This is a genomic window from Endozoicomonas montiporae CL-33, from assembly GCF_001583435.1.
Lineage (GTDB): Bacteria > Pseudomonadota > Gammaproteobacteria > Pseudomonadales > Endozoicomonadaceae > Endozoicomonas_A > Endozoicomonas_A montiporae.
In genome coordinates this window covers 2,803,215-2,815,862 of sequence record NZ_CP013251.1, presented here as the reverse complement: position 1 = coordinate 2,815,862, position 12,648 = coordinate 2,803,215, and the positions used below count along the sequence as shown (strand labels likewise).

Here is a 12,648-nt window from a genome sequence, read left to right as displayed (position 1 = left end):
AATTTGGAATAGAGTGAAAGAGTTTTAAAATAAATATTCTAAAATCAACGAGTTAGCAGGATGGAAAATCCTGCTAACGATGGACGCAAGCATCTGAAAACACGTCAGATAAGGTTCTTCTCACTTTGCTTCAGGCTGGCCATGGGACCCGCCAGAATCACAATATCGTCTGCTGCCATACGGGTCACCTGTGCGGGCTCATAGGTAATACCGTCACGTTTGATGCCCATAACAGACACATTACCTTCAACAGGCAGCTCTGCAGGACGCAGTCCTTCGCAGGGTGAGCCTTTGCACAGGGTAACTGCGTGTCGCACTGGCACATCATCGGTCTCGGCCAGAATATCGGTCACGCCGGGATAGTAGCCGCTGAGAATATCGTACTGTTGCTCCCGAGCCTGGTGAATCTTGTGCCTGACCACTTCGCGATCCATACCCAGCATCAGAAACACCTGCTTAACAATGAGCAGACTGGATTCCAGCACTTCCGGAACCACTGTTGTTGCACCCGCCTGCTTGAGCTCGTCACATTGAGCCAGGTCCCGGGTTCGAACCAGAATCGGTAAATGATGATATTCTGACCGGATCGTATTCACCACAGCCAGAGCATTGTCGGCATTGTCGATACAAACGATGACCTGTTTGGCTCGATCTACCCCTGCTGCCTCCAGCAGCTCAAGCCTGCGACAATCGCCATAAAACACAGGTTCACCGGCCAGTCCTGCTTCATGCACATGCATTGCGTCGTCGTCCAGAGCAACATATTGCAGGTTTTCCCGAGACAGGAACCGGCTGATGGTTTGTCCTACCCGACCGTAACCACAAATCAAAGTGTGGTCTGAAATATGCGCAGCCCGTTGTTTAATGTCTACGGAGCCTTCATAGGTTGCGCTGGTTTCAACGCCCTTACAAAAGAGTTTTACAATACTTGAGCTGTTTCGAATAAGCATCGGAGCCACCAGCATCGAGAGAATGGTGGCAGACAGAACCAGAGAAGCTTTCTCTCCACCGGTTTGCCCGTACTGGGTAGCCAGTGCAATCAGCGCAAAGCAAAACTCACCGCCCTGACAGAGAGTGAGACCCGTCTTTAAAGCCGTTCGACGTTCTTCACCAAAGGTGGTTGCCAATATGGAAATAACGGAGAATTTAAAGACCAGCAAGCCAATGGTTGCACCCAAAATAACAGGCCAGTGTTGTGCAAGAATATTCAGGTCAAGCATCAGACCCACTGAAACAAAGAACAATCCCAGCAGAATATCTCTGAAAGGACGGATGTCTGCTTCTACCTGATGTTTATAGTTGGAGTCGCCCAGCATCATACCGGCGATAAAACCGCCAAGCGCCATAGACAAGCCCAGCATATGGGTCAGCCAGGCAGCCATCAGAGCGGTCATCAGCGCCACCAGCACAAACAGTTCTTCTGAGCGCGTGCGGGCAATTTCTTTGAAAACAACCGGTAGAACCCATTTTCCCGCTGCCAGCATAAGAGTAACGAACAAAGTTCCTTTGACCAGTGCCATCCCAATAGCAGGCAAAACAGATTGTCCGCCCGCACCGGCAATAGCAGGTACCAGAATCAGAAACAGAACCGCCGCAATATCCTGAAACAGTAAAACTCCAATACTCAATTGCCCCTGACGGGCACGTATTTCATTACTCTGGGTCAGCTCTTTGGAGACTATGGCCGTGGAAGAGAGTGCCAGAGCTGCAGCAATGATCAGGCTCTCCCTGACCGGAACGCCCAGCACATTCAGAATGCCAAAAATACCGGTTGCACAAAGCAGCACCTGCAAACCGCCCAGCCCAAAGACTTCCTGCTTCATGGACTTCATGCGACTGATTGAAAACTCCAGCCCCAGGGTAAAGAGCAGGAAAACAACACCAATCTCGGCCAGCAGACTGATATCAAAGTCCTGATGAATAAAGCCGGTAGCCGTGGGGCCAAGCACAATACCTACGGCCAGGTACCCCAGACTTTCAGGCAAATTAAAGCGGTGAAACAGAGATATGGCGCAGACCGACAGCCCCAGTATCATCATTAACTGGTTGAAAAAGGTAAAGTCCATGCAGGAGGCATCCCGAAGTATCTGTTAATCTTGTTTTTATCGGTACAATTGTACCTTAATTTGATAAATAGTCTGAGTTTGATACGTGAAAACACTCTATTTATATACCACTTCCGGATGTCACTTGTGCGAAGAAGCTGAAAAAATGCTGAATAAATTGCAGGACGAAGGTCTTATTCAGTGGCTTCCCATTGAAATCAGCAACAGTGATGAGCTGATTGACCGCTACGGTATTCGTATTCCTGTAATCAAAGAGCAGGGGACTGAGAAGGAAGCAGGCTGGCCATTTGACTTTGAGCAGTTGCATGATTGGGTCAGAATGGGTTCTATTATTAGATAACGTTGTCCAACAGGGTGTTCAGGGATTTATGAACACGCTTCTCAATACTCATCAATCAGGACGCTCTTGCCATGGATCTGGCGCAACGCAGTCAACTGATGACCTGTGCAACCATCGCCTCAGTCGCTACCGCTCTGTTGCTGATTGTTGTGAAGGTGATTGCCTGGCACATGACCAGTTCACTCAGTATTCTGGCGACACTGGTCGATTCGATCATGGACGCGGTGGCTTCGCTGATTACTCTGATAGCGGTTCGAATTTCCTTAACCCCTGCCGATGACGAACACCGCTTTGGTCATGGCAAGGCGGAATATCTGTCCGTTTTAATGCAGGCCGTATTTATTTCCGGCTCAGCCATTATTCTGTTATTGCAGGCCGTTAAACGCCTGGCTTCAGACACTGCGCCCGTTGTGAATGAAAATATTGGTGTGGCGGTGATGGTCATTTCAATCGCAGCCACCACCGGACTTCTGGTCTTTCAACGTTATGTCGTCAGGCGTACCGGTTCCACCGCCATTGCAGCGGATGCCATGCATTATAAGGTTGATCTCCTGACCAATATGGCAGTGATTATTGCCCTGATGACGGCTGCCGCGGGTTATCCATCCATGGATAGTTTTCTGACCATTGCGATCGCCGTTTATATGCTCACCGGGGTCGTAAAACTGGTCTGGGAAGCCATACAACACCTGATGGATCACTCACTGCCACCCGAGCAGCTGGAAGAAATTGAACGAAGGTGTCTTTCAGTACCGGGAGTCATCAGCGTGCACGAAATCCGTACACGTGTTTCAGGGCAGATTCCTTTTATACAGATGCATCTGGATCTGAGTGGTGAACTGCCCCTGAGAGAAGCTCACGATATCGGTTATCAGGCCAAACAGGCGTTACTGGAATGGTTGCCGGACGCCGACATTATTGTTCACCTTGATCCAGATTAAAAAACAATCTGGCCGTTTCAGCGGTTTCCTGCATCACCTGTTCAGCGGTTTCACCGGTGTGTTCAGCAATGGTTCGGGCCACCCAGGGCAGAAAGGCTGGCTCATTTCGGCGATTTTTAGGCTTTTTGTCCATGGTTCTGGGTAATAGCCAGGGAGCGTCAGTCTCGATCATCAAGCGATTTTTCGGAATGTCCCTTAGTAACGGATGCAGGTGCGTCCCGCGTCGTTCATCACAGACCCAGCCGGTAATACCAATGTGCAGATCAAGATCCAGATAACGGTAAAGCGCCTCTTTATCAGCGGTAAAACAGTGCACAACCAGTCCACTCAGCTCATCCCGAAACTCTCTGACAATATCAAAAAACCGTTGGGATGCGTCCCGTTCGTGGCAAAAGGCAGGCATATTATGTTGAACGGCCAGGGCCAGCTGCTGTTCGAAAACAGTTTCCTGAACCGGGCGGGGTGAAAAATCACGATTAAAATCCAGCCCCATTTCCCCGGCAGCGACGACGGTCTGTTCCTGAAACAGAGAAGACAATGTTTTGTAACTGGAGTCCGTGGCTTCCTTTGCACTGTGGGGATGAATCCCGGCGGTGGAATAGCAGTGCTCAGGGTATTGTTGCGCTAGTTCTAATGCCGCAATTGATTCATCCATATCAGTGCCGGTGAGGATCAGGGTGTTGACACCGGCTGCAACGGCTCGTTCAACGACTGCTTCGCGGTCACGGTTAAACTGTTTATCGGTCAGATTAACGCCAATATCGATCATTAATGTGTTTTACCCAGTGAAGATAAATGAATATAGGCTTGTATTCTGGAGTGACAGTCTCTATGGTGCAAGAGCAGCTGATTACAATCACATCAGGCAACCTCCCTTCAGAGAATCAAACCAGGAAAAACAGTGACTTCTGACCAATCCTCCCTTTTTGTAACCGATCTGGCCATCTATCCGGTTAAGTCAACCCGCAGGTTACCGGTAAAGCAGGCCCGGATTGTATCAACGGGTTTTGACCATGATCGCCGCTGGATGTTGGTAGACAGTAACGGCAAGTTTATAACCCAGCGTCAGCATCCAAAAATGGTGCATATTGTTTCGGTGCCTGACGAGAGAGGCGTTTTACTGTCCGCACCGGGTATGAACGATCTTCAAGTTACTTACCCTCTTGTCAATCAGCGTTCACTGGTGACGGTATGGAGTGATGAATGTGCGGCTCAGGATGCCGGTGATCAGGCAGCTCAATGGTTCAGCCAGTATATGGGTCTTGATTGTCGTCTGGTTTATATGGATGAACAGTGCCAGCGCATCGTTGACCAACGTTATGCAGCATCAGATGATTTGACCAGTTTTGCCGATGGCTTCCCGTTTTTGCTGACTTCCGAAGCTTCTCTTGCCGACCTGAACGGCCGACTTGAAGAGGCAGTACCCATGGAGCGGTTCCGCCCCAATATTATTATCAACGGGCTTGAAGCCTTTGCCGAAGATCGCTGGCAACGAATCCGAATCGGTTCCGTTGAGTTCCGGGTATCCAAAGCCTGTACCCGCTGTGTCATGACAACCGTTGACACCCAAACCGGTAAAAAGGGTAAAGAGCCATTGAAAACACTGGCCAGCTTCAGGAAAGGGGAGAAGGGTGTGTTGTTTGGCATGAACCTGAATCACAACAGTGAAGGCGTCATTTCCGTGGGTGACCCGGTAGAGATTCTGGCCTGACAGTGCAGTGAAAAGACTTTGAAATGGCTGGTCTGAATCTGAATCATCCAAGTTAACAGGCAAGCCGGTAATTTTTATACTATGGTTTTGTTCTGAAAATAACTCACTGTTGGGTGACTGGTTGCAATGAGCACAGCCGTTAAAAACGGTTTTATTCTTCTGATGATATTACTGCTGATTGTTTCTGTTCCGTGGAACAGAAACAATCAGCAAATGAATGAAACCCTGCTTGGCTTTCCCGAATGGGTGGTGGTTGCCATTGCCTGCTATTTTTCGATTACGCTGATCAACGTTGTTATCTGGCTGCGTATTGCAAAACAGAGTCCTCGTGATTCAAAAGAGTGATTCAGAAGAATGATTCAGAAGAATGATTCACACCTAGTCTTTTTCATGGGTGATTCCTTCACAAGACATGACTTTTTATTCCTTTAAATAAGTTATAGAAGAAAAGCTGTAATGAAGAGGTTCAGGAAAGGAGGGCACAGGCTACATCTCATGACATAGCCTGAGTCAGTCAGAAATCAAAATCTGCCCAGAGTGGCGCATGATCTGAAGGTTTTTCCATGCTGCGAATATCGTAATCAATACCGGTGCTGAGGCACTTATCCATCATGGATGCGGTTGCCAGAATGCCATCGATTCTCAGGCCGCGCTTTGGCTCTCGTTCAAAGCCGCGGCTGCGATAATCAAACCAGCTGTACAGTTCATCTTCGTTTTCCGGAGGGATTTCCCGATAGCAATCCTGTAGCCCCCAGTTCAGAAGCGTCTGGAACCATTCCCGCTCTTCTGGCAGAAAGCTGCATTTGCCAGTGCGTAGCCAGCGTTTGGCATTGTCTGCACCAATGCCAATATCAGCATCGGTGGATGAAATATTGAAGTCGCCCATAACAGCCAGATTGGATTCAGGTGTGAAGTCATGGTTAAGGCTGGTCATCAGGTCTGCATAAAACTGTTTTTTTGCAGGAAACTTTACCGGATGGTCACGGCTTTCGCCCTGGGGAAAGTAGCCATTGATCACCGTATAGAGTTGACCGCCAGATGTCTTATAGTCTGCAAGAATGATTCGGCGCTGGGCATCAGGGGTGTCAGTCAGATAACCCTTCTGCACCCTGAGCGGCTTCTGCTTGCTCATCAGGCCCACGCCATAGTGGGTCTTCTGCCCGAAATATTCGATGTGGTAGCCAAGGGACTCCATGGCTTCAACTGGAAAATCTTCATCGGCGACTTTAATTTCCTGCAAGCCAATCACTTCCGGTTCGTGCTTCTGTATCAGGGCTTCCAGCTGATGCAGCCGAGCACGAACACCATTGACATTAAATGTGATGATCTTCATTCCAGGTCTATCTCTTTTTGTGGTCGCTGGATGGGCATCATACCGAACCCAGAAGAGGGAAGATACCAGCCCGTAATGGCAATCGTGCAGGATAGTTAACGTGCAGCAGCTCTAGGTCAGTTGAAGGCCTGACAGTTGTTCGATTGTTTTGAGATAGCCAGGGTCAGCCACGTTTTTCAGATGGTAGAATGCCTGATATCTCTCCTTTAACTTCTTGTGGTGTGCCCAGTTGTAGCGACTACCCGTCACATAAGCAGACAGGATTGAATAGAGATGGCCTCTGGAAGAACATATGCATCGGATTCGCTTACGATATTGAGAATTTTCCGCCCAGTCCGTATGGTTGGCATACGTCGCATCAATCAGCTTTTCCAGCTCTTCCGGATTATTGCCTGAACCTCTGGGAGTCTGGAAATAGCAGGCTTCTGTTTTGCTTAGCCACTGACCTGCGAGTTTTGTCATATCCCTGCGTTTATCAACGGTTTCTCCTTTTAACGTGTAAAGGCTCGGGTAGGGGGATTCCAGCTGCCGGATATAAAACCATGCGGCTTCTTCACAAATTCGACCATAAATGGGTTTGTGCTTACTGCTCTGTAGCCAGTAACTGATTATGTTTGCTTCCTGCTCAAGGTCACAGGTTCCACGGGCTGAATTAATTTCCCTGTAAAATTTTGATACCTCAGGATGTCCATCCGGTAACCATCCACCTTCTGGTAAATACAGCTCTGGTTTTAATACTGCTTTTTTGGGACTGGCTGAAGCCATTTGTTTAGAGGCCGGCTTAGAAGAAACTTCAGACTCCCTTAATGCAGAGGCTGTACCTGATGTTTTCGAGGTCACATCAGCAGGTTCCAGATCCGTTTTAGAACTTTGATTCTGTTCTTTGGTTTCAGTCTTTATTTCTCTACTCTCTTCAGAGGAAGGGGTTTGCTTTCCTCTATTTGGCTTATTCTTCCCTCGGGATTTTTTACCTGATGCTTTTCCCTTGGTTTTTTTCCTGGCTCCCGAATGTTTCGTGACAAGCGTATCTGGCAGCCATTCATTTTCATCCTCTGTCTTTTGCCTCTGTGACTCTGGCTGAAGTGCGAGAACATAAGCCTCATACTGATGTAGTATCGATTCTCTCTGTGCTGGAGACAGAGGCTGTTTTAATAATTGGTCCAGACTTTTTAGCGCTTCGTCATAATGCCTGAACTGGGCAAATATTCTGGCAGCATCCTGATAAACCAATTTAAAATTACCGCGTTTTGCCACCCTATTAAGCAAAGGGTGAAAGTCTCATACTGACCATTTTTTCTGGGCTTGCCGTCCGTGGTTTATACAGCAGCTACAAATTTTCTCTGGACTTACATAGGAACGGCCAAACACCGCTATGATGGTTACTGTAAAAGATACCGCAACAGTGAAAGGCCGCCCCGATGCAAGTATGTCAGCCACTAGCTGAAGCCGCCAATTTTTCTTGTCATGCTATCCAACAGCTTGAGCAAAAACTGGCCGTTCTTCGTCAGGAACACAGCCCAATCAAGCACTTTGAAGACTATGAAGGTGAGATCCATAAACTCTTTATCGAAGCAGAGCAAAGCGTTCTGGCAGAAGACCTGACCGGGCTTGATATTGACGTTCCTGCGATTGAGGTAAGCGGTGTCTGTTACCATCGGGTGTTGCGATCTTCAGAAACTTATCAATCCGCTGTCGGCCCTGTCCGGGTTTTGCGTACGCTCTATCGTAACGGTAAGGATCACTCTATCATCCCTTTGGAGCTACAGGCAGGTATTGTAGAGGGGTATTGGACACCAAAAGCAGCTAAACAAGCTGTCTGGATGGTTGCGCAAATGCCTCCCGGAGAGGCTAAAAGCCTACTTGATCTGATAGGGAACATGACGCCCTCGGAAAGCTCTCTGGCCAGACTACCCAAAAAGTTCAATGCGCAGTGGGAACCCAATAGGGAAGCCTTTGAAGACTTTCTCTGGGAAAGCGTCAAGGTTCCTGAAGAAGCTGTGACTGCGGCCGCTTCTCTTGATGGCGTCATGTTGCCGATGAAAGATGGTAAACGTCAGGAAAAGCGGGAACAGAATAGAGTCGATGGCAAGCGAACCCGTGGCCCTGCTGGCTGTCAGGAGGCCAGTTGTGGAACATTGTCGTTTTACGATGCACAGGGTGAACGCCTCTCAACGGTCAGGATGAGTCGAATGCCTGAAAGCAAGAAAGTGACTTTGAAACAATCACTCTCCGCACTCCTGAGCGAAGCTCTTCGACAGAGGCCAGATCTGACGCTTGTTAAAGTCGCTGATGGGGCAAAAGACAACTGGACCTACCTTGCCAATGAACTCCCTGAAGGTCACGAGGTTGTAGACTTCTATCATGCCGCAGAGCACCTGAAGAAAGCGTTTGACCTGTCCTATGGTGAAAACAGCAACAAATCCAGAGAAAAGTTCATCACCTATCGCCACATCCTCAAAGAGGAGCCCGAAGGTGTTGAAAAAGTCATCAAAGCTCTGGCTTACCAGCATAAACGACACCCTCGTCGATCGAAGTTGAAAACAGAGCTGGAGTACTTCAGAAGTAATCGAACCCGCATGAACTATGCTGAACACTTGTCGCACAACTTGCCAATAGGCTCAGGGGTTATTGAGGCTACTTGTAAAACCTTGGTAACGCAGCGAATGAAGTGTTCTGGAATGAGGTGGCGGCATCCCGGAGGCCAAGGTATTTTGACAGCAAGGTCATTAATTCAGAGTGGCATGTTCGACAATGGCTGGAAGTTACTGGCGGTGACCTACTGCGCCAAGGTCACGGAAGTGGGTATGGACAATGTCATCCCATTCCCCATGCAGAAAGGTGACTTGGAATTATAGTACCAGTCAATATGAGACTTTCACCCTAAGCAAAGCTGCACATTTCAGGGGGTTAGCTTCCCGACTCATATAGTTCTGTTTGATGTGCCAGGCCAGAATCAGTCCGGCAATATCTCTCTGATAGCTGTCCAGTTCTGGATCTCTTTCAGCCGCTTTTATCTCGTCAGTTCCGATTGCAGCAAACATCAGCTTTTCTGTCTGCCGAAACGGGCCTTTTCGGCCTCAGTTCTCGTTGGCAGGAATTCTCTTGCTTCGGAAATAGCTCGGCTGAATGACATTTGTCTTATTTCTGTGACCGTTTGCTTCAGTGTCATACAGAGCCAGTGTTGAAGTTTTGGTGAAAATCCGTTCTCAGGTCCAGGCCAGTAATCTTTGCGGTGGTTATGAAAAAGAGAGCTGAAAATCCATAAAGCCTGATGTGGCACGGTTTTGTTATCTGGCTGCTCATATTCGACCGCAAGGTTGGCATCATCAGGGACAAGCGCAAACGCTGTAAGAATCAGACTATTGACCTTATGCGTCGATTCGAGAGAAGTGAGCGTATCAATCATCACGCCCGGTGAAATTGGACTATCAGGCTTCAGTGCTAATCGGGTTAATAACCAGACAGAAGGCATAAAGTGGGCTTTTTCTGTCAGGTGACAAAAGTAATTCAGCCTTTCTTCATCTTCAAAAGCTGACGGATTAGAGCGGTATTCCTGATTCAAATGCAGCAGTTCAATATAGTCAGGCAATAGTTCGGAATAGGTATCCAGTAGCTCATAGGTAACCGCCTGCAAGCCAGGTTCATCTCCCCGTTTCATTTTGGTGATAGCTATAGCAAGGAGCATGCTACATGCCATCTTGTCACTCATTGAATGCTTCTGGCCTTCTGCTTTTTTCAAGGCTCCATCCAGATTTTCAAGAACAAAAGGATCAAGGTAGGCCGCTTCGCGGCGACTTTTTGTGCGGTGCAACCTTTTGGCTTTGACAAAAAACACACTCATTTTCCTGAACTATCCTTTCCCACTCTAACAACTGGAATGAAAGGATAGAGCCATAAAACGCTTACTCTTTGCTGTACTACTGCTACTCTCTTTCGTCTGTTTGGCTGAGACGCAGACAAAGAGTTTTATTGTAGAGGTTGAACATAACAACCAAAGCTTTTCTATAAAGCCTGATCTGGATGCATGGCCTGCAATGCCAGCCATTGATATGGAGCCATTGCGGAAAAACTCGGCAGACACTACTGACACAAGCAGCTATGCAGGATCAGACTCACCACCTGATGACAAGCCATACAGACCTCCCGGTTCCTGGCAAACCGTGACCACTGTGGTTGAGTCCATTTGGCAGCCTCTGTACGCCAATCGTGAAGTCATCGGTTACACATTAATTCTGACTCTCCAAAAACAGGGAAGCCCCCCTGAGTCCCAGCCTTATTTATGGCTACCTTTGGTAGCGACTGTCGTCGTCGGTTGGCTGACCAGAAAACACTGGAATCCAGAACTCCCTCTGTTCAGTCAAATGGATGAACAGGAGTCTAGTGAGCAGCATGAACTTCAAATCATCACGTTGATGAACTCGAATCAAGGAAGTTCTTTCTGGCTATCTTTCCCGGAACGACAACAGGACCAATCATTTGGCTCATGCTATTCCTTTGGATATTCACCTTCTTCAGGCTGCCTGTCTGGTAATTCTGGTGGCGGTGGCGGTTTTCCCCCTGGTTCCGCACATACCTTCGGCCAGCATTGTCCCGAGCATCCATGTAACAATGGACCTTGCACCTATGCCTCCAATCGCGGCGCAGACCAACATCCTGCTAATGGCCGGTGTCAGGATTACCGTATGGAACTGGATACATATATAGTGGAAGAGCTGTGTTTATCATTTCAATCTGCTACAGCTCCAGGTTCCAGCGCTTCTAATGGCTTTGGTAATTTTCCCGTTGCCTCTGCCCTACAGCCTTTAGAAGCAACTGAACAACATTTATGCGGTTTCTGTACTGACGGCTCCTGTTTTCTCTGCAAAAATCCTTGTCCTGCTCCTGAAGGAGTTACACATTGCCGAGAAGCTAGTTTTGTCAGGGCAATGGCCGCTCCCCAGACACAAACCTTAATCCACTTCTCTCATCCTCAACAACCGGGCTGCTTTCAAAACGGTACTAACGTTTTAACTCATATATCCCCTTCTTTCATAGCAAAGCAATATACGGGTTTTACACCATCTTCGTTTAGCTCATCTACCGCTAGCATTCAAACAGTTGTTACTGCAGAAACTGGTAGCACAACTAGCGAGCTGGAACCCCGTCCTGCTAAAAAGAAAAAGCTTCAGCACACTGGCTCTGAATCTGAATTTACGGGAGATAACTCTCAACAGCTGTTAAACCAGCATCTTAAGGAATTCCGTGCTTTGCGAACTCCCACAGATAACCTTTGTTGGCTGCATGCTATCAATTTATCCGCAAATGAAAACGTCTCTGGTCTGATTGAAAGGCTCATTGCCATGATTAAAAATTACTTAGAAGGTAATGCGCAGGAATTGACAACCGAATATCTAAATTTTCTCTCAGGCTGGGAAGCTGTACAGGGTGTAGAAAATGTCCGATTGGTTTTGAAACAACTCACCAATCGAGAATGGCCAGACTTCACTATTTTATTGCCGCTTCTGAGCCACTTACTCAAAAAAACTTTTGTCGTTGTCAATCTGCATGCCAGTGGATTGACTCAGGATCAGGTTTTTACCTACGCCAATCCTGATGATTTTCAAGTCACCATAGTCTCAGAAGCATCGTCTATAAGTACCACAGGGGAACCTGTATATCTGGGACTTCTATCCAATGATAATCACTTTGTCGGTATTCGGCCTAGCACCCAAGATGAAAACAATCCATACCGCTGTCCTGTTTGCTTTAAAAACTTTACAGAAAACAGTGATATCAAGAGTACAAGTTGCTTTCACTACATCTGTAACCATTGTTTTGAGAAACTTAACAAACCAGAGTGGACGTGTCCTATATGCAGGGAGGAACAGAAGTTTATTCAAGCCCTGTCTACTCACAAAGGAAGAGACCACACCGGGCCACAAACCTGTGACGTGACAGTGGTCGGGAGGATGGCCAGCAGCGGCCATGCGGGACGGTCTGCAAGAATGCTCAAGCCCTGTATACTCACAAAAGCCAATATCACACCGGGCCACAAACCTGTGACGTGACAGTGGTCGGGGAGGATGGCCAGCAGCGGCCATGCGGGACGGTCTGCAAGAATGCGAAAGCCCTGTCTACTCACAAAAGAAGAGACCACACCGGGCCACAAACCTGTGACGTGACAGTGGTCGGGGAGGATGGCCAGCAGCGGCCATGCGGGACGGTCTGCAAGAATGTGAAAGCCCTGTTTACTCACAAAAGCCAATATCACACCGGGC

The 12,648-nt window shown here is 48.0% G+C and carries 13 protein-coding genes; 7 read left to right on the top strand and 6 right to left on the bottom strand.

The genetic code is table 11. The features are described from left to right. Nucleotides 1-104: 104 nt before the first annotated feature. A complete protein-coding gene (locus EZMO1_RS12970) occupies nt 105-2,066 on the bottom strand; it encodes a monovalent cation:proton antiporter family protein (protein WP_034872935.1) in 1,962 nt (653 codons plus the stop codon). A 145-nt stretch (nt 2,067-2,211) separates the two neighbouring features. On the opposite strand from EZMO1_RS12970, the gene EZMO1_RS12965 reads away from it, so the two are divergent. Together EZMO1_RS12965 and EZMO1_RS12960 are read left to right on the top strand one after the other, a co-directional pair. Next, nucleotides 2,212-2,406: a glutaredoxin family protein gene (locus tag EZMO1_RS12965; RefSeq protein ID WP_051789532.1), complete on the top strand. Its 195-nt coding sequence runs from the start codon at nt 2,212-2,214 to the stop codon at nt 2,404-2,406. A 71-nt stretch (nt 2,407-2,477) separates the two neighbouring features. Beyond that, complete coding sequence (locus tag EZMO1_RS12960) at nt 2,478-3,347, top strand: cation diffusion facilitator family transporter (RefSeq protein ID WP_051789309.1); 870 nt, start codon at nt 2,478-2,480, stop codon at nt 3,345-3,347. Here the strand turns inward: EZMO1_RS12960 and EZMO1_RS12955 are convergent. Beyond that, nucleotides 3,322-4,116: a TatD family hydrolase gene (locus tag EZMO1_RS12955; protein ID WP_034872937.1), complete on the bottom strand. Its 795-nt coding sequence runs from the start codon at nt 4,114-4,116 to the stop codon at nt 3,322-3,324. The two genes, EZMO1_RS12960 and EZMO1_RS12955, sit on opposite strands and share 26 nt — an antisense overlap. Nucleotides 4,117-4,248: 132 nt before the next feature. On the opposite strand from EZMO1_RS12955, the gene EZMO1_RS12950 reads away from it, so the two are divergent. Together EZMO1_RS12950 and EZMO1_RS12945 are read left to right on the top strand one after the other, a co-directional pair. Beyond that, nucleotides 4,249-5,058 (top strand): MOSC domain-containing protein, encoded by an 810-nt coding sequence (locus EZMO1_RS12950; RefSeq protein WP_034872938.1) that lies wholly within the window; start codon nt 4,249-4,251, stop codon nt 5,056-5,058. 126 nt (nt 5,059-5,184) lie between these two features. Continuing rightward, the gene (locus EZMO1_RS12945; protein ID WP_034872939.1) at nt 5,185-5,403 is read left to right on the top strand and encodes a hypothetical protein; all 219 of its coding nucleotides are present in this window, start codon (nt 5,185-5,187) and stop codon (nt 5,401-5,403) included. 169 nt (nt 5,404-5,572) lie between these two features. On the opposite strand, the gene xthA is transcribed toward EZMO1_RS12945, so the two are convergent. Next, complete coding sequence (gene xthA, locus EZMO1_RS12940; RefSeq protein WP_034872940.1) at nt 5,573-6,391, bottom strand: exodeoxyribonuclease III; 819 nt, start codon at nt 6,389-6,391, stop codon at nt 5,573-5,575. A gap of 111 nt (nt 6,392-6,502) precedes the next feature. Beyond that, complete coding sequence (locus tag EZMO1_RS12935; protein ID WP_145912587.1) at nt 6,503-7,621, bottom strand: hypothetical protein; 1,119 nt, start codon at nt 7,619-7,621, stop codon at nt 6,503-6,505. Between the two features lie 188 nt (nt 7,622-7,809). On the opposite strand from EZMO1_RS12935, the gene EZMO1_RS12930 reads away from it, so the two are divergent. Further along, nucleotides 7,810-9,246 (top strand): hypothetical protein, encoded by a 1,437-nt coding sequence (locus EZMO1_RS12930; RefSeq protein ID WP_034872942.1) that lies wholly within the window; start codon nt 7,810-7,812, stop codon nt 9,244-9,246. A gap of 6 nt (nt 9,247-9,252) precedes the next feature. Here the strand turns inward: EZMO1_RS12930 and EZMO1_RS12925 are convergent, their stop codons facing one another. Together EZMO1_RS12925 and EZMO1_RS12920 are read right to left on the bottom strand one after the other, a co-directional pair. Further along, nucleotides 9,253-9,432 (bottom strand): hypothetical protein, encoded by a 180-nt coding sequence (locus EZMO1_RS12925; protein ID WP_034872943.1) that lies wholly within the window; start codon nt 9,430-9,432, stop codon nt 9,253-9,255. Next, a complete protein-coding gene (locus tag EZMO1_RS12920; RefSeq protein WP_145912585.1) occupies nt 9,432-10,226 on the bottom strand; it encodes a hypothetical protein in 795 nt (264 codons plus the stop codon). Before EZMO1_RS12920 ends, EZMO1_RS12925 begins: the two co-directional genes overlap by 1 nt. Before the next feature lie 106 nt (nt 10,227-10,332). On the opposite strand from EZMO1_RS12920, the gene EZMO1_RS12915 reads away from it, so the two are divergent. Continuing rightward, nucleotides 10,333-12,438: an RING finger protein gene (locus tag EZMO1_RS12915; RefSeq protein ID WP_061509508.1), complete on the top strand. Its 2,106-nt coding sequence runs from the start codon at nt 10,333-10,335 to the stop codon at nt 12,436-12,438. Continuing rightward, nucleotides 12,435-12,648, top strand: a 214-nt coding sequence (locus EZMO1_RS27300) for a hypothetical protein (protein ID WP_222842108.1), incomplete at its 3' end; no start/stop codon positions are given. The genes EZMO1_RS12915 and EZMO1_RS27300, both read left to right, overlap by 4 nt.